This is a genomic window from Acetobacterium sp. (assembly GCF_041752335.1).
Lineage (GTDB): Bacteria > Bacillota > Clostridia > Eubacteriales > Eubacteriaceae > Acetobacterium.
The window spans coordinates 36,865-59,979 of record NZ_JBGSHG010000091.1 but is presented as its reverse complement, the minus strand read 5'-3'; the positions used below and the strand labels follow the sequence as shown (position 1 = coordinate 59,979).

Annotated in this window: 17 protein-coding genes and 1 riboswitch; of the genes, 6 read left to right on the top strand and 11 right to left on the bottom strand. The window is 47.5% G+C overall.

What is annotated here, in order from left to right:
• Positions 1 to 231: 231 nt before the first annotated feature.
• Positions 232 to 735: an anaerobic ribonucleoside-triphosphate reductase activating protein gene (gene nrdG, locus ACEW8F_RS11825; protein WP_373483671.1), complete on the bottom strand. Its 504-nt coding sequence runs from the start codon at positions 733 to 735 to the stop codon at positions 232 to 234.
• Positions 732 to 3,092 (bottom strand): anaerobic ribonucleoside triphosphate reductase, encoded by a 2,361-nt coding sequence (locus ACEW8F_RS11820; RefSeq protein WP_373483670.1) that lies wholly within the window; start codon positions 3,090 to 3,092, stop codon positions 732 to 734. The genes nrdG and ACEW8F_RS11820 overlap by 4 nt, the downstream gene beginning before the upstream one ends.
• A gap of 127 nt (positions 3,093 to 3,219) precedes the next feature.
• Positions 3,220 to 3,366, bottom strand: a riboswitch (cobalamin riboswitch).
• Between the two features lie 300 nt (positions 3,367 to 3,666).
• Between ACEW8F_RS11820 and ACEW8F_RS11815 the strand changes: the two genes are divergently transcribed.
• Both ACEW8F_RS11815 and ACEW8F_RS11810 read left to right on the top strand, forming a co-directional pair.
• Entirely contained in the window at positions 3,667 to 4,131 is a 465-nt protein-coding gene (locus ACEW8F_RS11815) for a MarR family winged helix-turn-helix transcriptional regulator (RefSeq protein ID WP_373483669.1), read from the top strand.
• A gap of 15 nt (positions 4,132 to 4,146) precedes the next feature.
• Positions 4,147 to 4,533, top strand: a complete 387-nt coding sequence (locus tag ACEW8F_RS11810) for an FMN-binding protein (protein WP_373483668.1) — start codon at positions 4,147 to 4,149, stop codon at positions 4,531 to 4,533.
• A 108-nt stretch (positions 4,534 to 4,641) separates the two neighbouring features.
• On the opposite strand, the gene ACEW8F_RS11805 is transcribed toward ACEW8F_RS11810, so the two are convergent.
• The 3 genes from ACEW8F_RS11805 to ACEW8F_RS11795 all read right to left on the bottom strand — a co-directional run bounded on the left by ACEW8F_RS11805 (position 4,642) and on the right by ACEW8F_RS11795 (position 10,153).
• Positions 4,642 to 5,988: an MFS transporter gene (locus tag ACEW8F_RS11805; RefSeq protein ID WP_373483667.1), complete on the bottom strand. Its 1,347-nt coding sequence runs from the start codon at positions 5,986 to 5,988 to the stop codon at positions 4,642 to 4,644.
• Between the two features lie 152 nt (positions 5,989 to 6,140).
• Positions 6,141 to 9,056, bottom strand: a complete 2,916-nt coding sequence (locus ACEW8F_RS11800; RefSeq protein ID WP_373483666.1) for an ATP-binding protein — start codon at positions 9,054 to 9,056, stop codon at positions 6,141 to 6,143.
• A complete protein-coding gene (locus ACEW8F_RS11795; RefSeq protein WP_373483665.1) occupies positions 9,056 to 10,153 on the bottom strand; it encodes an HD domain-containing phosphohydrolase in 1,098 nt (365 codons plus the stop codon). The genes ACEW8F_RS11800 and ACEW8F_RS11795 overlap by 1 nt, the downstream gene beginning before the upstream one ends.
• 261 nt (positions 10,154 to 10,414) lie before the next feature.
• On the opposite strand from ACEW8F_RS11795, the gene ACEW8F_RS11790 reads away from it, so the two are divergent.
• Positions 10,415 to 11,431, top strand: coding sequence for an ABC transporter substrate-binding protein (locus tag ACEW8F_RS11790; RefSeq protein WP_373483664.1), 1,017 nt, complete (start codon positions 10,415 to 10,417; stop codon positions 11,429 to 11,431).
• A 227-nt stretch (positions 11,432 to 11,658) separates the two neighbouring features.
• Here the strand turns inward: ACEW8F_RS11790 and epsC are convergent, their stop codons facing one another.
• Positions 11,659 to 12,594: a serine O-acetyltransferase EpsC gene (gene epsC, locus ACEW8F_RS11785; RefSeq protein WP_373483663.1), complete on the bottom strand. Its 936-nt coding sequence runs from the start codon at positions 12,592 to 12,594 to the stop codon at positions 11,659 to 11,661.
• A gap of 192 nt (positions 12,595 to 12,786) precedes the next feature.
• Positions 12,787 to 13,923, bottom strand: coding sequence for a hypothetical protein (locus ACEW8F_RS11780; RefSeq protein WP_373483662.1), 1,137 nt, complete (start codon positions 13,921 to 13,923; stop codon positions 12,787 to 12,789).
• 355 nt (positions 13,924 to 14,278) lie between these two features.
• On the opposite strand from ACEW8F_RS11780, the gene ACEW8F_RS11775 reads away from it, so the two are divergent.
• The 3 genes from ACEW8F_RS11775 to ACEW8F_RS11765 all read left to right on the top strand — a co-directional run bounded on the left by ACEW8F_RS11775 (position 14,279) and on the right by ACEW8F_RS11765 (position 18,578).
• Positions 14,279 to 15,673, top strand: a complete 1,395-nt coding sequence (locus ACEW8F_RS11775) for an aspartate ammonia-lyase (RefSeq protein ID WP_373483661.1) — start codon at positions 14,279 to 14,281, stop codon at positions 15,671 to 15,673.
• Between the two features lie 43 nt (positions 15,674 to 15,716).
• Positions 15,717 to 16,967, top strand: a complete 1,251-nt coding sequence (gene hydF / locus ACEW8F_RS11770; RefSeq protein ID WP_373483660.1) for a [FeFe] hydrogenase H-cluster maturation GTPase HydF — start codon at positions 15,717 to 15,719, stop codon at positions 16,965 to 16,967.
• A 240-nt stretch (positions 16,968 to 17,207) separates the two neighbouring features.
• Complete coding sequence (locus tag ACEW8F_RS11765; protein WP_373483659.1) at positions 17,208 to 18,578, top strand: PhoH family protein; 1,371 nt, start codon at positions 17,208 to 17,210, stop codon at positions 18,576 to 18,578.
• Between the two features lie 58 nt (positions 18,579 to 18,636).
• Here ACEW8F_RS11765 and ACEW8F_RS11760 read toward each other — a convergent pair whose 3' ends face one another.
• The 4 genes from ACEW8F_RS11760 to fdhD form a co-directional block, all read right to left on the bottom strand.
• Positions 18,637 to 20,268 (bottom strand): D-alanyl-D-alanine carboxypeptidase family protein, encoded by a 1,632-nt coding sequence (locus ACEW8F_RS11760; RefSeq protein WP_373483658.1) that lies wholly within the window; start codon positions 20,266 to 20,268, stop codon positions 18,637 to 18,639.
• A 136-nt stretch (positions 20,269 to 20,404) separates the two neighbouring features.
• The gene (locus tag ACEW8F_RS11755; RefSeq protein ID WP_373483657.1) at positions 20,405 to 21,331 is read right to left on the bottom strand and encodes a DMT family transporter; all 927 of its coding nucleotides are present in this window, start codon (positions 21,329 to 21,331) and stop codon (positions 20,405 to 20,407) included.
• Positions 21,328 to 22,197 (bottom strand): helix-turn-helix domain-containing protein, encoded by an 870-nt coding sequence (locus tag ACEW8F_RS11750; RefSeq protein WP_373483656.1) that lies wholly within the window; start codon positions 22,195 to 22,197, stop codon positions 21,328 to 21,330. Before ACEW8F_RS11750 ends, ACEW8F_RS11755 begins: the two co-directional genes overlap by 4 nt.
• 86 nt (positions 22,198 to 22,283) lie before the next feature.
• Positions 22,284 to 23,090: a formate dehydrogenase accessory sulfurtransferase FdhD gene (gene fdhD, locus ACEW8F_RS11745; protein WP_373483655.1), complete on the bottom strand. Its 807-nt coding sequence runs from the start codon at positions 23,088 to 23,090 to the stop codon at positions 22,284 to 22,286.
• Positions 23,091 to 23,115: the final 25 nt, after the last annotated feature.

Here is a 23,115-nt window from a genome sequence, read left to right as displayed (position 1 = left end):
AATGTCTGTTTTTCACCATTAGCGACGGTACGGCCCTTGATCGATGTCCCACCGGGACAATACCAGCGCCTGGACTAAAAATAATGGGAAAAACAGTTGGAAAAATTGCGAAAAATTGCGAAAAATTGCGAAAAAAAACGCCGATCATAACGATCGACGTTTGGTTACCTTTTTATTCATAATTCATCACATCAATGGACTGCCACTATTTAGATCCTGGCCTGACTGCACTCAATAGCCAATTTCGCTTAAGACGATTTGATTTTTGTACCGGGACTTATTGACATCAATAATCCGCTGATTGCGGGAGCCCCGAAATTTGAGCATCAGGCTCTTTTTTGCCACTTCAAACTTTCCATCCACCAGCAGATCGGTGTGCTCCAGCAGCCCCAGCTGATCTTTTTTTGTCACCAGGGTTTCATAGCTGTAGCCGGTATAAGCCATCACATGATAGCCCAGCGCCTGTGATCGTCGGGCCAGTTCGCAAAAGGCCTGCGGCTGTTCAAATGGTTCGCCGCCGCTTAAGGTAATGCCGTCCAGCAGCGGGTTCTTTTGCATTTCGGCAATAATGGTTTCCACCGCGACCAGGTTGCCGCCGTTAAAATCGTGGGTGGCCGGATTGTGGCAGCCCGGGCAATGATGCTGACAGCCCTGGGCAAAAACCACAAAGCGGATGCCCGGGCCATCGACAATCGATTCCTTAACCACCCCGGCAATTCTTAACTTTTCGCTCATCGCAATGGCGCCATCCGGTCTCCACCAGCGCCTGGCCCGGGGGCGTTGAAATGATTGACCCGGTCTCTTACTTCGGCTTTTTTGGCATCGTTGAAACGATCCAGGGTGCCCACCAGATAACCGGTGATGCGACGGATCCGCTCAAATTGGACAGCCCCTTCGGGACGCCCGCATTTGGGGCAGCAATCGCCGATGATGCCGGTGTAACCACACACCGGATCCCGGTCCACCGGGTGGTTAATGGAGCCATAGCCGATGCCGGCTTCTTTCATCGTCCGGACCACTTTCTCAAAGGCTTCCAGGTTATCCAGGGGATCCCCATCCATTTCCACGTAGGTGATATGCCCGGCGTTGGTAAGCTCATGATAGGGAGCTTCCAGGGTGATTTTTTGATAGGCCGTGGTGGGGTAGTAAACGGGAATGTGAAAGCTGTTGGTATAATATTCCCGGTCGGTGACCCCGGGGATTTCACCAAACTGCTCTTTATCCAGCTTGACAAAGCGCCCGGCGGTACCTTCGGCGGGGGTGCCCAGCAGGGTGAAGTTCAGCTGGTACGCCTGGCTGGTTTCATCCATACGCTGACGCATCTGGCCAATAATTTTAAGCCCCAATGCCTGCACGGCGGCCGCTTCGCCATGGTGTTTTCCGGTTAAAACCGTCAGACATTCCGCCAGCCCGATAAAGCCCATGCTGAGGGTGCCATGTTTGAGCACTTCCCGGATTTCCATCTCATCAGTGAGATCCTCGGAATCAATCCAGACCCCCTGGCCCATTAAGAAGGGAAAATTCTTAACCTTTTTGTGGGCCTGAATTTCAAAGCGTTCCAGCAGCTGTTCAATCACCAGATCAATTTTCTGATCCAACTCTGTGAAAAATAGTTCCTGGTCGCCATTGCAGTTTAAGGCAATCCGGGGCAGATTGATGGTGGTAAAGCTGAGGTTGCCGCGGCCGTAAGTGATTTCCCGATTGCGATCGTGAACGTTACCGATCACCCGGGTGCGGCAGCCCATATAGGCAATTTCGGTTTCCGGCTGGCCGGCCTGGTAATATTTCAGGTTGTAGGGCGCATCCAAAAAGGAGAAATTCGGGAAGAGCCGCTTGGCGCTGACCCGACAGGCCAATTTGAATAAATCATAGTTGGGATCCCAGGGGTTGTAATTGACCCCTTCCTTAACCTTAAAAATATGAATTGGGAAGATCGGGGTTTCACCATTGCCCAGGCCGGCCTCGGTGGCCAGCAGCAGGTTTTTAATCACCAGGCGCCCTTCGATGGAGGTGTCCATGCCGTAATTGATGGAACTGAAGGGGATCTGCGCACCGGCCCGGCTGTGCATGGTGTTGAGATTATGGACAAAGGCCTCCATCGCCTGATAGACACTGCGGTCGATTTCTTTTTCGGCATTTTCCATGGCAAATTTCTGCACTCGACTGATGATGTTGGCATCGTAAATCCATTGGCCCAGACCCCGGGCTTCTGCTTTAAGATAATTTTGAGGGCGATTCAACTCGGGACTTAGGCCCAGCTTCTTCTCGATATCTTCACTGATGGCTTTGACCTTAGCGATGGCGTTTTTGGTATCGGTCAACAAGGTTAAGGCCTTGGCCAGATTTTCCCGATACAGCCGGATAAAGGTTTTTTTGACCCCGGGTACCATGGCGTAGTCAAAATTGGGAATACTCTGTCCGCCATGCTGATCATTTTGATTGGACTGGATGGCAATGCAGGCCAGGGCTGAATAGCTCTGAATGTCATTGGGTTCCCGCAGATGGCCATGGCCGGTGGAAAAACCATTTTTAAACAGCTGTTCTAAATCAATCTGACAGCAGGTGGTGGTCAGGGTTAAAAAGTCCATATCATGAATGTGGATTTCACCGGCCTTATGGGCTTTTGAATGCTCCGGATTGAGGACAAACATTTCATAAAACTGCTTGGCCCCCTCGGAGCCGTATTTCAGCATTGTGCCCATGGCGGTATCGCCGTCAATATTGGCGTTTTCCCGTTTGACATCGTTGTCTTTGGCCTCTTTAAAGGTCAGGTCTTCATATATTTTCATCAGCCGGGTATCCATTTCCCGGATCCGGGTCCGTTCCGCCCGGTAGAGAATATATTTCTTGGCGGTTCTGGCATGTCCGCTTTCGATCAAGATTTTTTCAACCGCATCCTGAATTTCTTCCACCGTCGGGGCGTTGGTCTTCATTTCCCGTTCGATATAGATGGTCACCTGCTCGGCCAGATCCATGGCGGTCTGGTAATTCTGGCCGCCGATTTCAGTGGCGGCCTTAAAAATGGCATTGGCAATTTTTTCAATATTAAAGGGGGCTTCCCGTCCGTCTCGTTTTTTTATCTTAGTAATCATCGTATTTCCTCTTTCCTGCCAGTCTTTTTATTTGTTATTTATGGCTACGGGCATTGAAAAACCCCTCGACGGCGTGATCAAGAGGCATAAAATTGCTTGGCGCAAACACCCTCTATCACGCGTAGAGTCTGGTGTGTCTAATAACGGCGGGTAATCTGACTTAGGGTTAATTTTTAAAAACCTCCCCATTACAGCGGCGGGACCGTGCTGGATTTGCACCAGCTTCCCCTTAAACTGCACCGATTGGCACAGTTCCTTTATTATCTTATTTTGTTGTGGGTATTTTATCACATACAAGATGTGGTGTCAAACTGGTTCTGCGCTGCAAACGGTCATCATTATTTTTATCGCCGTGCTCTGGTATTAAAGCCCCTTATTTTAATGCTTATCGATGATAGCATCAACGCGAATATTTATGCCGTTTAAATTGATGTAAACCCTTTCAAATTGAAAAACCCCCTAATTTTTTTTAGAAATGCCTTAATTTAACTGAAAAGTGTTGACAAATAAAAAAAGGTAATGTATTATCTTTTAAGGTAACATGTTACCTTAAAAGATAACTGGAGGTTATATTTTGGACAATGTTGATTCAATGCCAGATCATAAATTTATCTTTGGCGGTGTTCAAATCGTTGCCAACCAGATGGATACCATGCTGGAGCGGGAACTAAAAGAACACAATTTAACAACCAAGCAATGGCTGCTCACCATTGTGGTTGCCAACACCTTTGATCACGACCCGACCATCAAAGAAGTTGCTAAAGGAATGGGGAGTTCCCATCAGAATGTCAAACAGGTGGCGCTCAAATTGGAGCAAAAGGGCTTCGTGGTGATGGCCAAAGATGCCAAAGATGCCCGGATCACCCGCATTAAACTAACGGATGCCGTTGATATTTTTGGTAAAGAAAGTCAGGAGAAATCGGTGATTTTTACTGAAAAATTATTTGCCGGCATCTCGGCCGAAGAAATGGCGATGACCCGGTCAGCTCTTGAAAAAATGCTGACTAACCTGGAAAAAATGGACCAGGAATCAAAATAACAGGAGGAAAAACACGTGAAAAAAGCAATGATTATTATTCTCAGTATTCTGGGCGTATTGGTACTGGTCGGTGCCGGTGGGATGTTTTACATCACCAACGGCCTGGAGTCCGGTGAAAACCTGGCGATCAACCCCGTCGATCTGACCGAAATTGAAGATGGTAGCTATGCCGGTGTGTACCAGGCGGGACGCTGGAGCAATGAGGTCGCCGTCAGCGTGGCCGATCATCAGATTAAAAACATCGAGGTGGTCAAAACCATCAACATTGATGATCCGGAAATGACCAGCACCATCATCAATAATGTCATCGAAAAACAGAATACCACCGTCGACACCGTCACCGGCGCCACAGTATCCAGTAAAGCCTATCTCAAATCCATTGAAAACGCCTTATCCCAGTGAGACAATTAAAGATTGACTGCATAGATAAACGTTTTTTATAAAGCTAAGAGCCTGTTGTCGATTTGACAACAGGCTCTTTGTTTTCACTTTTTTTATGATATCTTTATTTTAAACTCCTGGCTGGTTTATTTCTTCCAGGGTTATCCCCATCGTTTCCTTACCAAATATTGCCACCACCACGGCCACCACCGCAAACACCAGGGTCAGGGTGATAAAAACATTGGTATAGCCGATTTCGGTGCCATAGTAATTATAGATCACCGGCACAATAAACGGTGCGGAAAAGGCGCCGATGCGGCCAAAGGCGGCGGCCCAACCGGACCCGGTGGCCCGGAAAAAGGTGGGATAGACTTCCGGGGTATAGGCATAAACGCAGCCCCAGGCCCCGAGACTAAAGAAATAGAGCATCGATCCGTAGATCAGAATTTGCTCAACACTGCCGGCATGGCCAAACAGCCAGGCCGCCAGCGCCGTTCCGGCAAAATAAATGGCCAGTACTTTTTTGCGCCCGACTTTTTCAATCAGGTAGGCGGCACTGAAGTATCCCGGTAACTGAGCCAGACACATAATCAGGGTAAACTCAAAACTTTTAGTCAGAGTAAAGCCCTTGGCCACCAATAGGGTTGGGGTCCATAACACAAAGCCATAATAACCAAAATTAATCCCAAACCAGATCACCCATAAGACAATGGTGGAACGGATATATTCTTTGCCCCATAAATCCAGAAATGATGCTTTAATATGAACAAACTTGCTGGTTCCCGTTTCATCGGCTTTCGCCTGACTGGTAATATTGGCCTGTTTTTCCATGATCATCAGCAGATTTTCCGCTTCACCGGTTTTCCCCACTGATTCCAGGTAACGGGGGGATTCGGGCATGGCCATCCGAAAAAAGGCCGCAAACAGGGCTGGGATGCCACCCACAAAAAAGGCCATCCGCCAACCGTACACGGGAATAAACAAATACGCCACGAAGGCCGCAATCAGCCATCCCCAGGCCCAGAAGCTCTCTAAAATAATAACATTGCGACCCCGCATCCGGGTCGGCGAAAACTCACTGACCAGGGTTGATGCCGCCGGCAGTTCCCCGCCCAGTCCAAAACCGGTACAGAACCGTAACACCAGCAGCATTGTAAAATTCACGGCAAAACCGGACAGCGCACTGGACACCCCATAAATAACCAGGGTCCACATAATCACCGTCCGGCGGCCCCATTTATCGGCGGCCATGCCGGACAAGCCGGCGCCCAAAGCCATCCCCAGCATCCCGATGCTGCCCAGCAAACCCAGCTGGCTGGGATCTAACGCCCATTCTTTGCCAATGGCTGCCATCACACCGGAAACCATCCCCTGATCCATCGCATCAAACATCCAGCCGATCCCGGTTAACAGCAGCACCTTCTTTAACATCGGGGTCATCGGCAGCTGATCAATCCGCGCAGCAATATTTAACATTGTTACCCTCCTCATCATACTTAAGTTGAGATTATTATAGCATACCTATTTTTTTTTGCTACAAAATCCCGTTAAGAAATGGGAGAATTTGTATGTCTTTGACCTTCAGAGCAGGCGCCGGCACTTATTTAACAGCGCTTCCTTTTTAACCCTCAGCCGTTTTTAATCGCCGCCAGCAATTGCTTCATGGCCGCTGTAAACTTCGGATGAAGACTGGCTATTTCCTTTTCCGCCCCGCTTTCAAGGGCTTTTTGCAATTCCCTGGCGATTTCAAAAAGTTGTTTGGCACCGATACTGCCCGAACTGCTTTTAACCTTATGCACCGTCTGGGCGGCTTCCTGATAGCGCCCGTTTTTGATGTCAAGATCGAGGTTTTCTGACACTTCCTGGTTTTCGCTGAAATAGGCTTCCAGCACACTCTCATAAAGTGACGGATTGTCCCCCATATAGCGGAGTCCCTCTTCGCGGTCAAGCACCATCGCGGCATCATCCGCGCCTTCATTTTTGTGATCAGCACGCTGGCGCTCCGGTTCCATTTTACTTTTTGTTTCGGCGCTGACAATTTTACTGATGATTTCCACAAATTGTTCAGGATCGAAGGGTTTACTGATGTAGTGATGAATGCCATAAGATTCACACTTTTCTTTAACGCCCTCGATGACGTCAGCCGTCATGGCAACAATTGGGATATCGGCCGAAAGCGCTCTAATTTGCTCCGCCGCGTCATAACCGTTAAGCACCGGCATGTGCAGATCCATCAGAATTAAATCGATCGCGCTGCGGTGGGCCTTAAACAGATCAATTCCCTCCTGGCCGTCATTACCCAGCCAAACCTTAAATCCCACTGGTTCCAGCAGTGATTTGGCAATCAGCTGATTGGTTTTGTTGTCCTCCACTACTAAGATACCATAATTGTGGGCCATTATGTCTTTGTTGATATCTTCCTGTTTAAACTCCTGATTGGCAACCAGGGCTTTGGTTCTGAAAATTTCCAGAATGCCGTTGTATAAAACCGACGGGATAATCGGCTTGCCGATGCCAATGTCCACTCCCTGGGTATCCAGTTGGTCAAATAAGTCCTCCCGCATCATCGGCAACAGCATAATGACTTTGGGTTTTTTCAGGATTTTCTTGTTCTCCTGGATCATTTCAATAAATTTAAAGCCACCGCCGGCCGGGGTATCATAATCCAGAATCAGCAGGTCAAAAGGCTCTGAAAACTTGCCATTTTCCAGTTCCAGCATATTGATCGCACTGCTCGGAGCGGTTGTCAGTTCGCAATGCATGCCAAAGGCCCCTAAATAACTGTCAATAATATTCATGTTCGATCCGGTTTTTTCCAGGACCAGGGTCTTGATGTCATTAAAATACAGTGACGAGACCTGGAGCTGATATTCCTGTTCTTTTTCCACATCTTTTTCCAGGGATAATTCGACAATAAAGGTTGATCCTTCCCCCACGGTGCTGTAAACCTGGATCTCCCCATTCATCATTTCCACCAGACTTTTAACGATCGACAGCCCCAGCCCGGTGCCGCCAAAGCGGCGGTTAATGCTGGCATCCCCCTGGGCAAAGGGCTCGAAAAGGTTTTTGATCTGCTCGTCCGACATGCCGATTCCTGAGTCCCTGACGGTAAAAGCCAGATGATAAAAATCCGATTCCCGGGCCACCAGGCGGATGTCCAGGGAGACTTCGCCGGCATTGGTAAATTTGGTGGCATTATTAATCAGGTTCAGTAGTATCTGTTCAATGCGTTTGGCATCGCCAAAATAACAGTTGGGTATTTTGGGGTCTTTGCTGAGCTTAAAGCCGATCCGCTGTTCTTCAATTTTATAAGAAACAATATTGATGACGTCCTGAATCACCAGATCGAGATTAAAGGGGACCCGCTCCAGCTCGATTTTTCCGGCTTCAATTTTGGAAAAATCGAGAATGTCATTAATGATGCTGAGCATCGTATTGGCTGACTGGGTAATGCGGTCCAGATACATCTTCTGGGTCAGGGTTACCTCGGTTTTTTTAACCAGATAGGCCATCCCGGTAATGGCATTGAGCGGCGTTCTAATTTCATGGGACATCCGCGCCAGAAAACTGGATTTAATATTGTTGGCGGCCTCGGCTTCCTGCTTGGCACTTTCCAGGTCACGCTGGATTTTTTTGCGCTTATCGATTTCCCGGCGGAGCCGTAAAATCCAGTAGACGGAGACCAGCCAGATCAGGATGATCACCCCGCTGACAACCATAACCACCTGATAAACGGATTCGTAGTTTGGTTCCACGTCAACCCCAATCCACTTGCTGTTAATCGCAATCCGTTCTTCCTTGCTGATCGTTGCCAACGCTTTATTTGTGATATCAATCAGCTCGGGCCAGTCTTTGCGCACGGCAAAATATAAACCCTGCTGATTTTCAGCTTCAAAGGCGACATACTTCAGATTGGTCAAACCAGTTGATTGAATGATATAATTGCTGGTGGCCAGATTTCCCACACAAACCGTTTCCGTTCCATTGGCAACGGCAGTGACAGCCGCTTCTGCCGAGTCGTACAGGCTCAGGTTAATTTGTGGATATTGTTCGAGGTAACCTTGATGGGAACTGTTTCTTTGAACTGCCACTGTTTGTCCATACAGATCTTCAATGCTGTTGATGCCCTGGGTGGAATCCCGCACGACAATCACTCGTTTAAAGTAATAATAGGGTTCTGAGAATAAAAAATTCTGTTCTCGGGCTGGCGTTTTAGAAACCGCCGGGAGCATATCAATTTCACCTTGAAGCGCTTTTTCATAGGCTTCGGTCCAGGTCAGTCCGGGGGTGACAACCATTTCTAATCCCGTTTTTTCGCTGATTATTTCCAGATAGTCGGAGGTAATACCCTGATAGGTGCCATCCTCATCAAAAAACTCAAAGGGCACAAACTTGGGGTCAACCCCCAGCCGAATCACCGGATGCGCTTCCATAAAGGCCAGTTCTTCGGGAGTCCAGTCGATGCTGTCATCCCGGGCATAACAAAAAGACGGCCATCCCAGAATAAAAATTAATAAAATGATTAACCGGGTCAGTCTTTTCATCACTCTACCTCCGCCGTATGGGTCTCCTGTAGAAATTTGCGGGAAATCTCAATGATATTTTCCTTGATTTCCATAAATCCGGTCACAATATCCGGATCAAAATGCTTGCCGCTTTCACTCTTGATCAGGTCGATGCTGTAGTCAAAATCATAGGCTGCCTTATAGACCCGTTTGCTGGTCAGGGCGTCATAGACATCAATAATGGCCATCAGCCGCCCCGGCAGCGGAATATCTGCCCCGCTTAAGCCCCGGGGATAACCACTGCCATCATATTTTTCGTGATGCGCACCGACAATTTCCATGGCCGTTTTGATAAAGCTGGGCACATCCTCATCGCAATAAATTTCGTTTTGCAGGGCATTGACTCCATAATTGACATGTTTTTTCATAATCACAAATTCGTCCTCAGTGAGTCGACCCGGTTTTAATAAGATATTATCGGGAATGCCGACCTTGCCGATATCATGGAGCGGGGTGGTGGTCACCAGCTCCTGGACGTAGGTCTCCGTCAGAATGTCCTGATACCTGTCTTTTGTTCTTAAATGAGCACACAAAATTTTCATAATCAATTGGGTGCGGATGGTGTGTTTTGAAGATTCAACATTGCGGACTTCCAGCAAACCAACCAGGGCATGAATGGTAATATCCCGGGTGGCTGCCACTTCTCTGGTTTTCTTTAACACCATCGCATCCAGCCGTTCATTATCCTGTTCGATCGTTTTTTGGATCCGTTTTAATTTGATATGGATATTGATCCGGATCAACAGTGATTGAAGATTGAGTGGCTTTCTGATGTAATCCACCGCTCCTAATTCCAGACCTTTGACCTCATTATCAATTTCGTCATAGTTGGTCAGAATAATCGTGCGGATCTTGCGATATTCGGGATTCTGCTGCAGCGCCTCAAGCACCTCAAAACCATTCATTCTGGGCATGTTTAAATCAAGAATAACCAGATCAATGTCTGTATTTTTAGCAATCAATTCCATCGCTTCTAATCCATCGCTGGCTGTCAGCGTGTGGTAATCAGCTAACATTGTGCTGATAATCAGCCGATCGGTGGTCGAATCATCCACAATCAATATCTTTGTGCTCATAGTTCCCTCCTCAGAGCCTTTCATTACCTAATCGGCTTGATTTATAAATCAATTTATTATAATCTGTAAGAACAATTTACAGATTCAACCTGATTATAACCATAATACCACGTTTAATAACATTTAAACATAAATAAGTGCTGGCGATTTTCACGACAAGTATTTAATTCGAAGATAAATGGGTAATCATAAATTATCATCAGCTTTGTTGATTGTATCGTAGTTTTGAAACTGCCGAATCGAAAACCTGGAGGAGAAAAAATGAAAAGAATTGTTGTGTTAATTCTGATGGTGGCGATGTTATGCCCCCTGTTTGCCGGTTGCAACAAGGCCACGGTTGAAGGAGACAAATCAAAAACCCAGGAGACAGTGAAAATTATCGATTCAAGAGGGAAAGAAGTTGAGGTTAATTATCCTGCTCAAAAAATTGTGTGCCTGTTAAACAGCGCCCTCAATGATCTGTATATGTTGGGAGCGAAAGATCAGATCATCGCCATTGATCAGTGGACCTATGATACAACAGAAGTGTATGATTTCACCGCTCAAATTGATGAGCGGGTAAAGAATAAAACCTTGCCGGCCATTGATCGCAATATTGAAGACATTGTTGCGCTGAATCCGGATGTTGTTGTGATCTGGGCAGATCAGGCTGAAGATATCAAAGTGCTTGAAGATAATGGCATCAAAGTTATCGGTATTCAGGTTGATAATTTTGAAGATGTCTATACAAAACTCGATATTCTTGGTAAAATTTCAGGAAAAGAAGAGCGGGCCGCAGAAATTGTCACCTACACCAGAAAACAGCTCAAAAGTGTTACGGATATCATTTCAGGAATAAATGAAAGCAAAAAACTGTCGTCGCTGTTTGTCTGGGGGCCGTCAAAATTTGATCTGGCCGGCAATAACAGTACTGGTGACAGTATTATTGAAAAGGCTGGTGGAAAAAATGCGGCTGATAGCCTCCGTGAAGAGCATTTTGTCGCAACTATGGAAGATGTCGCGGACTGGAATCCCGATACCATGCTGATGTGGTATCTGCCGGAGCTTACTCCGCAAAGCTATTATGATGATGCCCAGTGGACCGGGATCAAAGCCATTCAAAATAAAAAGGTTTTTGAATTGCCGCATCCATTTTATTGTGACCTGTGGACTGTCAAGTATATGTATTCGATTCAGTTTTTGGCAAAATCTTTATATCCTGATGAATTCACAACGATTGATCTTGAAAAAACAAAAAATGATATGCTGAAGTTTTTATATGGCGTTGATTTTAAATAGTCATTGCTGCCCCATTGTCAATTGTTAACGTCTGGCTCAATTTTTGCAGCAATCCCCTTTGTTATCCGGACTAAACAACAACGTTTCAGAATCCTAACGGATTCTGAAACGTTGTTTCCTTATATCTACCTGAATTTTCTCTACCTGTATTTTTCTCAGCCCTCGAGATCCTTGCCGTTTTAGCCGGTACTAACTACCAGAGTCATTGATGAGCCAATTTAAATCACTCAATCAAAAGCTTCGATGGAAACTTCCTTCGTGGCATGACCAGAAAACTGGAGTTCCGGGGTTTTTATACTGACCTTTGTCCCTTCTGGCACTGATTTGGTAATAAAAACATTACTGCCAATGACAACGCCTTTTCCCACAACGGTATCCCCTCCTAAGATGGAAGCCCCGGAATAAACCGTTACCTCATCTTCCAGACAGGGATGTCGCCGCACGCCTCGGAGTTTCTGTCCGCCCCGGGTGGACAGTGCCCCCAGGGTCACCCCCTGGTATATTTTGACATGCTCGCCGATAATAGCGGTTTCGCCAATAACCACTCCAGTACCATGGTCAATAAAAAAATGCTTGCCAATGGTGGCACCGGGATGAATATCAATGCCGGTGATATTATGGGCATACTCGCTCATGATCCGGGGAATCAGCGGCACCGACAGCTTGTAAAGCTCATGGGCCAGGCGGTGAATGCTGATGGCAAAAACGCCGGGATAGCAAAATATAATCTCATCCTTGCTCTTGGCCGCCGGGTCGCCATCAAAGGCGGCAATCACATCAGTGGCCAGAAACTCCCGGATCTGGGGAATTTTGCTCATAAATTCATCACAGATTCGTTCCGCTTCCTGACGACACTCGACTTCACCCAAATCTCCGGATCGACCCGCCTGATGCTTTAGCGCCAGGGTGAACTGCTTGGTCAGACTTTCGATGATACAAACCAGCAATTCGCCAATATGATAGTCCTGAATTTCTCGGCGAAAATTGGTTCTCCCGAAATAGCTGGGGAAAATAAGCTGCCGCAACGCTTTGGTGGTATCAATAATCACGGTCCGGTTCGGTAAAAAACCTAAATCATGGGGCGCAATATAGCACTCCTTTTTATAACTCTCAGAAATACTGTCAACCAAGGTTCCTATTTTTTCTTTATATTCGTTGCTCATGGTGTTCCTTTCTCTTTGGCTTATGCTTTAATTAATCTTTACGCATCCATCTCATCATTGAATTTTTGTCTATTTTGAAAAGTTTTCTCTATTATACTACAAAATTCCATTCAATCCGGAAAAATAATAAGGATTAACCCCTTTAAATACTAGGAGTTAATCCTCAGTTCTATTTATCAACCGGCCAAATAATCAGTACCGGTACACCGCTGCAATATCCCTTTCCGTTGGCATCTCTCCGTTGTCTAAGATCAGCACCTCGCCACCGCGGCTTAACACCACCTCGGCCATGTCATCATAAACGTCGCCCACTCGGGGGTCGGCAATTTCACCCTGGATGATGGTCCCCAGCTGGGGATCAAAGACTCCTGGATGAACCTTGTTTTCTTCCAGATACAGGGTGGCTACCCGGCCCTGGGCAATGGCGCGGCCGATCTGTACCAGATCGTCAGACCCCAAATCCTTGGCGTGGGCTTCAGAAAAGCTGTCCATCCGTTCTTTGAGCTCTTTTTTAAACAGCTCCTTCATCACAACCTGAACTTTTTCATGAAGACTCTTCATGTCCTGGGAATCAACATCAATTTTTATCCCCTCGTCAATCAGGTAATTATTCTTGGTCAGCTTTCTGAATTCACCCTGATGTTCATCCGGACTGACAAGAATCAGGGGGATCTTATGGATCTTGGAATACTGTTCCAGAACAAAGGCATCAACATGACGGAAAAACTTCTCCTGATCAACTTTCCGCTCATCCTTGGCGCCGCCATGACCGTGAAACATTGACTGATCGCCGCCGATGCTGGCCACAGAAAGATGGGGGGCGGTTTTTTCGGTTCCCAGCACCCCTTCCATGGTTGAGTCTTTTTCGTCTACTGGGATCCCGTCGATGCCGTCGCGGTCAGCTTCAAAAAGAATAAAATTATCCCGATTCAAGCCCAGCACGTGATAATGTCCATAGGACTGAAAGCTCCTTAGCATAGGCTTTATATAATAGCTGTCTGACACAATTGCCAGGCTTTTAACATTCACCGGCAGCTTATAGACAATGCATTCTTCTTCGTCCCCCAAAATTGCCAGACTTTCGGTGGCACCTTCCCAGAATAAAGCATCTTCCTCCATTTCTTTAAAAAGCGAAAACAGATCTTTAAATCCTTTGAACTCCTTGTCTTTTAAAGAAGCCTGGGCTTCTTTGACGAGATTTTTAAAACGGATGGGATTTTCCAGACGATCCGGTTTCTTGATGTTGGTATCCACATAAATGGAGATCACCGGCCGCTTTCCTTTTTCCATCATCGGATGGGGAAATTCTTTAATGATTTGATAGTTCATCGATAAATCCTCCTCTCTGGTATACGGAATACTTACCCGTTTTATTGACAGAATCACATCATCACTCGATTCTGCCCTTCCGATTTCACAAAATAATACCCTAACCTGACTTTGACAAAGCCGTAAAACAATGCTAAGATTGCCTTATTAAACTGAAAACGTTATTTTACTGCTATCATCCTGACCGAAAAGATTTTTCTGACCGGAAAGGTGCGAAATCTGCAAGTTTATTTTTATTTTAATATTTTACTTAATATTTTATTTCAATAAACCGTTATGCTATTACGCTCTCTTTCCGTCCATTTTTCGGAAAGAGAGTTTTTTTGTCTTTGATTTTGTTGAAATGAGGGAACAGATGCGAACAGAACACGATTTATTGGGCCCCCTAAAGGTGCCGGTTGATGCCTATTACGGCATCCATACGGTGCGGGCCCTGGAAAACTTTTATATCACCGGCATACCGATTCACAAAGAGTTGGTGGCAGCCCTGGTAATCATCAAGAAGGCAGCGGCGCTGACCAATATCAGCATTGGCGCCCTGGATCTTAAAAAGGGTGAAGCCATTACGGCGGCCTGCGATGAGATCCTGGCCGGGGCGCTGCACAGCCAGTTTGTGGTGGATTGTCTGCAGGGCGGCGCCGGCACCTCGGCCAATATGAATGTCAATGAGGTGATTGCCAACCGCGCCATTGAATATCTGGGCGGACAAAAAGGCGATTATAACCTGATTCATCCCCTGGATCACGTCAATCTCCACCAGTCCACCAATGATGTCTTTCCCACGGCGGTGCGGATTGCCGCCATCCGGCTGTTAAAGCCGGTGACCGAGTCCTTTGCCAACCTGCAATCGGCGCTCCAGGAAAAGGAAGAAGAATTTTCCCGGGTTATCAAAGCCGGACGCACCCAGCTCCAGGATGCGGTACCGGTGACCCTGGGCCAGGAGTTTGGGGCCTGGGCCCAGGCCATTTCCCGGGACCGCTGGCGCCTTTACAAGGCTGAAGAACGGCTCCGGCAGGTGAATATTGGCGGCACTGCCGTAGGCACCGGCCTCAATGCCCCCCGTTCCTATATCTTTACGATGATTGAAAAGCTCCGGGATCTCACCGGCATCAGCCTGGCCCGAACCGATTATATGATGGATCCAACCCAGAACTGTGATGTCTTTGTGGAGGTTTCCGGGCTGTTAAAAACTGCCGCCGTCAATCTTTCCAAAATCGCCAATGATCTGCGGCTGCTTTCTTCAGGGCCCTACACCGGTCTTGGTGAAATCACCCTGCCCGCTGTTCAGGCCGGCTCTTCGATTATGCCCGGCAAGGTCAATCCGGTGATTCCCGAGGCCGTCAATCAGGTGGCCTTTCAGATTATCGCCAACGATACGGCGATCACCCTGGCGGCGATGTCGGGACAGCTGGAGCTTAATGCCTTTTTGCCGGTGATTGCCAAAAACCTGTTTGAAGAACTGGACCTGCTCAATCACACCCTGCCGATCTTTATCCGTCGCTGCATCGAGGGGATTGCCGCCAACGAGCAGACCTGTCGCGACAATCTGGAAAACAGTACCGTGACCCTCACCGCCCTGACCACCATCATCGGTTACGACAAGGGCACTGAAGCGGCCCTGATTTTAAAAGAAACCGGCCAATCCATCAAGGCTATTATTCTGGAAAAAAACTGGATGACCGCGGCTGAACTGGAGGCTGTGCTAAAACCGGAACGCCTGACCTCACCCAGCCTGGATAAAAAGCATTGATTATACTCACTGATTTAAATCACTGATTGAAAGGAAAAAAATCATGAATCTAAATAGTATGAATGAAACCCCGATGTCCAGCCGGATGGCGATTGGCCTTTTTGGCAAACGAAATGCCGGTAAATCGTCGCTGATCAATGCCCTCACCGACCAGTCGGTGGCGGTTATTTCGGACGTTGCCGGGACCACCACCGATCCGGTTTATAAAACCATGGAGCTGCTGCCCATCGGTCCGGTGGTCTTTATTGATACCGCCGGTCTGGATGACAGCGGGGAACTGGGGCTGCTGCGCATTGAAAAAACCTACGAGGTGCTGAGAAAATGTCATTTTGCCATTGTCGTGGCCGATATTGAAACCGGCATTACCGACTTTGAAGAAGAATTCATTGACCAGCTGATTAAGCGAAAAATCCCCAGTGTCTTTGTGTTAAACAAAGCCGATAAGGGTTGTCCTGCTCCCGAAGAGATCGAAGCCTTAAAAAAATCCCTTAAAATCCCCTTATCCTTTACCAGTGTTTATAACGGCAGCGGCATCAAAGCAGTTAAGCAGATGATCATCGATCATGCCAACTACGAAGATGTGGAACCGGCGCTGGTGGGGGATCTGATCGACTCCGGGGATGTGGTGGTGCTGGTGACTCCGATTGATAAGTCTGCCCCCAAGGGCCGGCTGATTCTGCCCCAGCAGCAAACCATCCGGGACATTCTTGAAAAAGACGCGGTGGCGATGATCACCAAGGAACATGAACTCAAGCACACCCTGGAAAACCTGGCTCAGCCGCCAGCTCTTGTCATCACTGATTCCCAGGCCTTCCTGAAGGTCTCGGCTGACACCCCTGCCGGTATCCCGCTAACCTCCTTTTCGATTTTGTTTGCCCGCCAAAAAACCGATCTGGCCGAGATGGTCAGAGGGATTAAACGGATTGAACAGCTGGCCCCCGGGGATAAGGTGCTGATCGTGGAAGGCTGTACCCATCACCGCCAGGCCGATGATATCGGCAAGGTCAAAATCCCCCGTTGGATTCGTCAGATCACCGGCGGTGATATTGAGTTTCACTGGGCTTCCGGGGCCCATTATCCCAAGGATATCGGCGAATACGCAGTCATTGTTCATTGCGGCGGCTGCATGCTCAACCGCCGGGAAATGCAGTACCGGGTGCATACCGCCCGACAAAAAGGGGTTTATATTACCAATTACGGCGTGCTGATTGCCTATGTTCAGGGCATTTTAAGCCGCGTCCTGGAACCCTTCCCGGCCGCCAAACTGGCCCTGGAGGAAAATCAACTGATTTAAAGCTTACCGGCATTCTGATTAACTCAGGATGTCGGCATTTTTTTGCCTATAGCTGTGCCATTTCGTCAAAAGTATCGGTCTACTCGAAGGGTTCACCGGTTTGATTTACCCCATTTCCCAATAAACTTTAGTATTAATCTTTATTAACAAATTTAACATGTTCCAAACCTTTTACGCTCTTTTTTGGTGTACACTCAAGGTAAACTGCAAAACATAAAATAGATTTTATGGAGGTTTTCTATGCCAAAAACGTATGTCCTTGATACCAATGTCTTAATTCAATCCCCCCAGGCGCTGTTATCCTTTGAGGATAATAAGATTGTTCTGCCCATCGCCGTATTGGAAGATTTGGACAAGCTTAAAAACGAAGATGGTGAGCGGGGTTCAAACGCCCGGCAATCGATTCGCTTTCTGGAGGGGTTAAGACAAAAAGGAAATCTTTTTGAAGGGGTGAGTCTGGAAAGTGGTGGACTACTTAAAATCGAAGCAAATTTTGCCTCAGTGGATCTGCCCTATGGTTTTCAGGCCAATTCCAACGATAATCGCATTCTGAAAGTCTGTAAGGGACTGCTCAGTCAGGGCGAACCGGTAACATTGGTGACCAAAGATATCATCGTCCGGTTGAAATCCCAGATGCTGGAAATTCCCACCGAAGATTTCTTTGCTGAACAATCGCCAGTGTTTCAGGATCAATATACCGGCCGGACTGAAGTCTATGCGCCGGATGACAAAATGGATGAATTTAAGAAAAAAGGCATCTTGCCAGAAAACATCTATGTCATGAATAATAACAAAACAAAATCCGGAATCATCCCTGAACACAATCAGTTTTTTATTATTCATTCCGAACTCAATGAGCGAAAAACCCTGCTGGGCCGCTTCAATGGCAAAAAAATTGTCCCCTTAAAAAGTTTGGATCTGGAGCCTTTCGGCGTTAAACCTAAAAACGTCGGGCAACGATTTTTACAGGAAGCGCTGATGCAGGACGCCGACACCGCCCCGCTGGTGATTGTGAAGGGCACCGCCGGAACGGCGAAAACCTTCTATTCTCTGGCCGTGGGTCTGCACCAAACCCTGGATCCCGATTTTAAAGGATACCGCAAAATCTTAGTGACCCGACCCAATGTTCAGTTTGACGATGAAATCGGCTTTTTACCGGGCAGCGAACAGGAAAAGATCGCCCCGCTGTTACGGCCGATTATTGATAATCTGGAGATCTTAATGAATCGCAGTGATAAATCCCGGTTTCAGAATGAAATTGAAATGCGCAAGAAAATTGAAGAATTGTTTGAACGCGGCGTTATTACCGCCGAAGCCATGAACTTTATCCGCGGCCGCTCGATTACCCATACCTATCTGATTATTGATGAAGCCCAAAACCTCACTCCCAAACAGGTAAAGGGTATTATTACCCGGGTTGGCAAGGGTACCAAGGTTGTTTTACTGGGTGACCCGCAACAGATCGATCACCCCTTGTTAGATGAAAAAACCAACGGTTTAAGCTACGCCTCTGAAAAAATGAAGGGCAGTCCGCTATGCTTCCAATTGACCATGTTTGCCGATGAGTGCCTGCGCTCGCCGCTGGCCTTCGATGCCACGCAACGCATGTAAAAAGTCAAGCACCCTATTCCTAATCAGGAATAGGGTGCTTGACCTTAAAATCAGCACATTAATAAATCCCATAAAACTCTTCCATGGTTTTGCCGCTGTTGTAAATGGTGGTGGCCACCGGAACCCCAAGGTAACGGAGATGCCAGGGTTCATAGGCATAACCGGTGATATGGGTTTTGCCCTGAGGATAGCGGACGATAAACCCATATTCATGGGCATGATCGCGAATAAATTGGCCTTCTGCAGTATAACCAAAGTTTTCCACCAGATCAAAGTCAACGGTGGCCGAGGTCACATCCATGGCCAATCCCAATTGATGCTCACTCATGCCCGGCCGGGCACTGACCAGCTCCGCTCCGGCCTCCCCATACATTTCCACATTCCATTGATACAGGGCGGACTGGGTCGCATAGGAGCGATACCCGGAACAGCAGTAAAGGGTCAAACCCTGAGCACTGGCGCCATTAAACAGCTGGATGAGATGCTGGGCGGCATCGGCCCGCAGCTGGGTATCCCGGGTGGATGGCAGATTAACCCAGACCAGATCGCCAGGCACATAGTCCGCTGGGATACTGTGGTTTTTATTGACCAATTGGGCCATCGATCCCAGCGTATTTTCGCTGTTTTTAGGGGGCGTTGATCCTTTTAACTGTACCTGAATCCGGATCCCCTCCAGTCGCAGAGCCAGACCTTCGGTTCCGGCATTTTCACCATTGCTCACCCAGGGCAGCCAGCCAAAACCTTCCACATAGGCTTCGTAATACACATCAAACAGCTCGGCATTGGCTCCGGTCAGCTGGATTTGAAGGCCTTCGAGGCGGAGGCCCTGGTTCGAGGTGCCGCTCGTTTCGCCATCCTCTTTCCAGCCTTGCCAGCCAAGATTCTGGACATGGGTCTGGTATTTTAAGCCGACGTTACTTTCCTGATTATTGTTTTTAATTTCAATGGCTTCCAAACGGAGGTTCTGGCCCGTGGTTCCGCTTAACTCACCATTTTGTTTCCAGCCCTCCCAACCGATATTCTGGATATGGGTCTGGTAGACAACTTGGGTGTTGGTGGTGACAAAGGGCCGCTCCGTTGGACCCGGCGCCGGCTCACCCTTGGGAACAACCATGATTTTAATCCCCTCCAGCCTTAAGCCAAACCCTTCGGTTCCGGCACTGGCATCGTTTTTGGCCCAATCCAGCCAGCCAAAATTTTGGGCGTGAACCTGATAATAAACGTCATAATTCTCTGCGTCAGCCCCAATCAGCCGGATTTTGATGGCTTCCAGACGCAGTGACTGGCCCGAGGTGCCGCTCATGGCACCATTTTTCACATAGTTCTGCCAGCCGATATTTTCCACATGGGTCGTGTATTCCACACCCACATCGCCACTGACATTGTCCAGTTTGACTTCAATGCCCTCTAAACGCAGACCCTGGCCTTCGGTCCCGCTGATGACGCCGTTGCTGACAAAACTCTGCCACCCCACATTTTGTACGTGGGTACGATATGAACAGCCCACCGTCGCATTCACCGTGCGCTCCGAGGTCATTACCCGGTCCACCGAATCCGCCGTGACAGCGTTTTCAGCCTGGGCTGGATTGTCCTCTGCGCTGACACTACTGATAAGCGGCGTCAACGCCATCAATAAAACCAGACCGAATAAACCCACCAGTACGATTTTCATTGCCCTTAATCTTAACATCTCATTCAACCCTTCCTTTTATATCATGTATCATCTCATAAAAGCTTTCCGATGATTTATTCTATCATAAATCATCGGGATGGTCAGATAATTTGTTTTTGATTTGTGATAAAATCATATCTGTTGGCATTTCTTTTCAGCTGCTCTTTTCGGCTTGTTCGGCAATCCTGTTTTTCTTTGGAGCGCTCTGCTTTTCGGAAATGACCAATCCCAATAAGGTCAAGGCAATGCCCAGAACCGCCAACCCGGTTAATCTTTCCTGGAGGACAATCACCGATGTTGCCACGGTAATTACCGGCACCAGATAAATATAAACCGCCGTTTTGGTGGCTCCCACCCACTTGACCGCCAGACTCCAGGTGACAAAGCAAAGGGCCGAGGCCAACAATCCCAGAAACAGCAAATTAAAAAGATAGACCGGCTGGGCTAAAGGTTTTAAACTCCAATTGACATTAAAAAAGGGCAGGGCTGGCATCATAAAGATAAGCCCGTAAAAAAAGATCCGCCTCGTGGTTTGAATGGTATGATAACCCAGCGCACTTATTTTCCGGGTCAGCACCGAATAAACAGCCCACACCCCGGCCGCCAGCAGCGCCAGCAAATCACCAATGGGATTGAGTTGCAGCACCATGATCCCATTAAAGCTGATCAGAAAAATTCCGATGATGGCCGCCAGAAATCCAATAAAAAAATTCAGGCTCAGTTTTTCTCCAGCCAAAAAGAAATGAGCCAGGATAGCCGTGAAAAAGGGCGCAATGGAAATAATCACGCCAACATTGGAGGCATAGGTATAGGTGAGGGCGATGTTCTCAAACAAAAAATAGAGCGTCACCCCACATAACCCGGCGGCCATCAAAAGCATTTCCTCTGAACGGCTGCGAAGCCCCATTCTTCGGGGATAGACAAGGGTCAGAACGAAGTACCCGATGGCGAACCGTAAAATCAGAATCTCAATCGGGGTAAAAACATCCAGTAAAATTTTGGTGGAAACAAAGGTGATCCCCCAGATAAAAATAGAAAATGCTGCCGCCAGATGGCCGGCCAGCCGGTGTTCACTGATCAATTTTTGCTCCCTTCATCCTCATACCGGGATCTCCGGGTTTGTGAATCATTCGGGATAAATATTTTCTGGTATTGTTTGGGAGTAATCCCGATGAATTCCTTGAAAAAATTGGTGAAGTGGCTCTGATCTGAAAATCCCGTCTGGTGGGCTGTTTCAAGCGGTTCCAGGCCTTTTTCCAGCAACTGCTTGGCCTGGTTGATGCGCACCGTCTCCAGATATCGGTAGGGGGTAATTCCCTTTGTTTTTGTAAACGCCCGCACCAGATAATACTTGCTGCATCCGGTTAAGGTACATAAGTCATCTAACGCGATCCGCTCCTGATAATGTTCTTCCAGGTAAGCACAGATCATGTCAATGTCGCTATTGACTTCCTGCTGATCACCATCCGTTTCCCAGTTTCCATATTCTTCGATCAGCTGTTCGATCATGAATAGAAATACTTCGTCCTTGTTGAATTCTTTTTCTTCCTGCATCACCATCTGATGCAGTTCCTTAAGCGCTTTTACCTGCTCGCACTGGCACACCACCGGCTGTTTAAAAATCAGTTTATCCTGTTTCCGGGTAATTTCGAAAACCACTTTCCGCATTACTTCCGGCTTGATGTTAAGACAGCGATAGTCCAGCGGGTCTTCATCAATTTGTTCGCAAAAATGATTATCATAAGGATTAAAAAGCAGCAAATCGCCCGGTCCTATCCGGTATTCTTTGTTCTTACAGGACAGTTTTCGCTGTCCACTTTCAATAAAACCAATCACATAATGCTCATGAAAGTGGTTGGGAAATTTTTGGATGATGCCTTTTAACCGCAAGGCTTCTATTTTCAGGGTGCTATCATAACGCACGTTCCGTTCTTCATGGTGTTTCATTGCTCTACCTCCGCTTCCCTCCCAGTGTAGCATTGATCTGATTTAATCTCTTGGATGATATTGCAGTTCCGAAAAAAAACAGGAAATTACTTTCCAGCATAGAGATTCATGCGTTTGCCTCTGACAAACCCAATCAGAGTGAGATTAAACTGACGGGCCAGTAAAACTGCTTCATCGGTGGGGGCTGAATGAGAGGCAATCACCGGGATGCGGCTTCTGATCGCTTTTATCACCATATCCGAGGGAATCCGACCGGTGGTAAACAAGATCGCCTCAGTGAGGTTTTTTTCTTCCATCAAGGCCTGGCCAATGGCTTTATCCACGGCATTATGACGGCCAATATCTTCACAGATAAAAGCCAGTTCCCCCCCGATGCTCATGGCACAGCAGTGGGTTCCGCCGGTTTCGGCAAACAGCCCGGCATTCCGGTTGCAGGCATTGGCCAGCATCAATACCGTTTCATGGGACCAGTCATGGATCGGCAAAGGGATCAGACTTTTGGCGTAAGCCGCCTGGCGGATTTTCCGGTTATTGCCACAGGAAATCGAGTTGCTGCTGGTATCATGGTTAATTTCCGGCAAGGCCAGCGGTTTGTTCAGCTGGACCTTGACCCGCTCACCGCTTTCGCAGACATAGATAAATTCAATTTCATCGCGATTTTTAATATAGCCCTCGCTGAGCAAAAAGCCCAGCACCAGAGCATCCAGTTTTTCCGGGGTGCAGACCAGCTTAAAGGCCAGTTGATCGTTGATATAGGCGTTTAGATGATGTTCGACAATCACCAGATCAGTCATTTTTTCACCGATCAACTGATGATCTGCCTGTAGCCGTAATCGTTCGATTGAAAAATCTTCTTTTAAATTTATACTGTGGGTTTCATTGATTATTTTCATCGCGCTTCTTTCTCCACTTTTTTAC

What these genes read in the sequence shown, in the direction of transcription:
- ACEW8F_RS11765 (WP_373483659.1), top strand. Translation starts at nt 17,208, where the DNA reads ATGCCAAAAACGTATGTCCTTGATACCAATGTCTTAATTCAATCCCCC.
- ACEW8F_RS11780 (WP_373483662.1), bottom strand. Translation starts at nt 13,923, where the DNA reads ATGAACTATCAAATCATTAAAGAATTTCCCCATCCGATGATGGAAAAA.
- epsC (WP_373483663.1), bottom strand. Translation starts at nt 12,594, where the DNA reads ATGAGCAACGAATATAAAGAAAAAATAGGAACCTTGGTTGACAGTATT.
- ACEW8F_RS11795 (WP_373483665.1), bottom strand. Translation starts at nt 10,153, where the DNA reads ATGAGCACAAAGATATTGATTGTGGATGATTCGACCACCGATCGGCTG.
- ACEW8F_RS11790 (WP_373483664.1), top strand. Translation starts at nt 10,415, where the DNA reads ATGAAAAGAATTGTTGTGTTAATTCTGATGGTGGCGATGTTATGCCCC.
- ACEW8F_RS11750 (WP_373483656.1), bottom strand. Translation starts at nt 22,197, where the DNA reads ATGAAACACCATGAAGAACGGAACGTGCGTTATGATAGCACCCTGAAA.
- hydF (WP_373483660.1), top strand. Translation starts at nt 15,717, where the DNA reads ATGAATCTAAATAGTATGAATGAAACCCCGATGTCCAGCCGGATGGCG.
- fdhD (WP_373483655.1), bottom strand. Translation starts at nt 23,090, where the DNA reads ATGAAAATAATCAATGAAACCCACAGTATAAATTTAAAAGAAGATTTT.
- nrdG (WP_373483671.1), bottom strand. Translation starts at nt 735, where the DNA reads ATGAGCGAAAAGTTAAGAATTGCCGGGGTGGTTAAGGAATCGATTGTC.
- ACEW8F_RS11820 (WP_373483670.1), bottom strand. Translation starts at nt 3,092, where the DNA reads ATGATTACTAAGATAAAAAAACGAGACGGACGGGAAGCCCCCTTTAAT.
- ACEW8F_RS11805 (WP_373483667.1), bottom strand. Translation starts at nt 5,988, where the DNA reads ATGTTAAATATTGCTGCGCGGATTGATCAGCTGCCGATGACCCCGATG.
- ACEW8F_RS11775 (WP_373483661.1), top strand. Translation starts at nt 14,279, where the DNA reads ATGCGAACAGAACACGATTTATTGGGCCCCCTAAAGGTGCCGGTTGAT.
- ACEW8F_RS11760 (WP_373483658.1), bottom strand. Translation starts at nt 20,268, where the DNA reads ATGTTAAGATTAAGGGCAATGAAAATCGTACTGGTGGGTTTATTCGGT.
- ACEW8F_RS11800 (WP_373483666.1), bottom strand. Translation starts at nt 9,056, where the DNA reads ATGAAAAGACTGACCCGGTTAATCATTTTATTAATTTTTATTCTGGGA.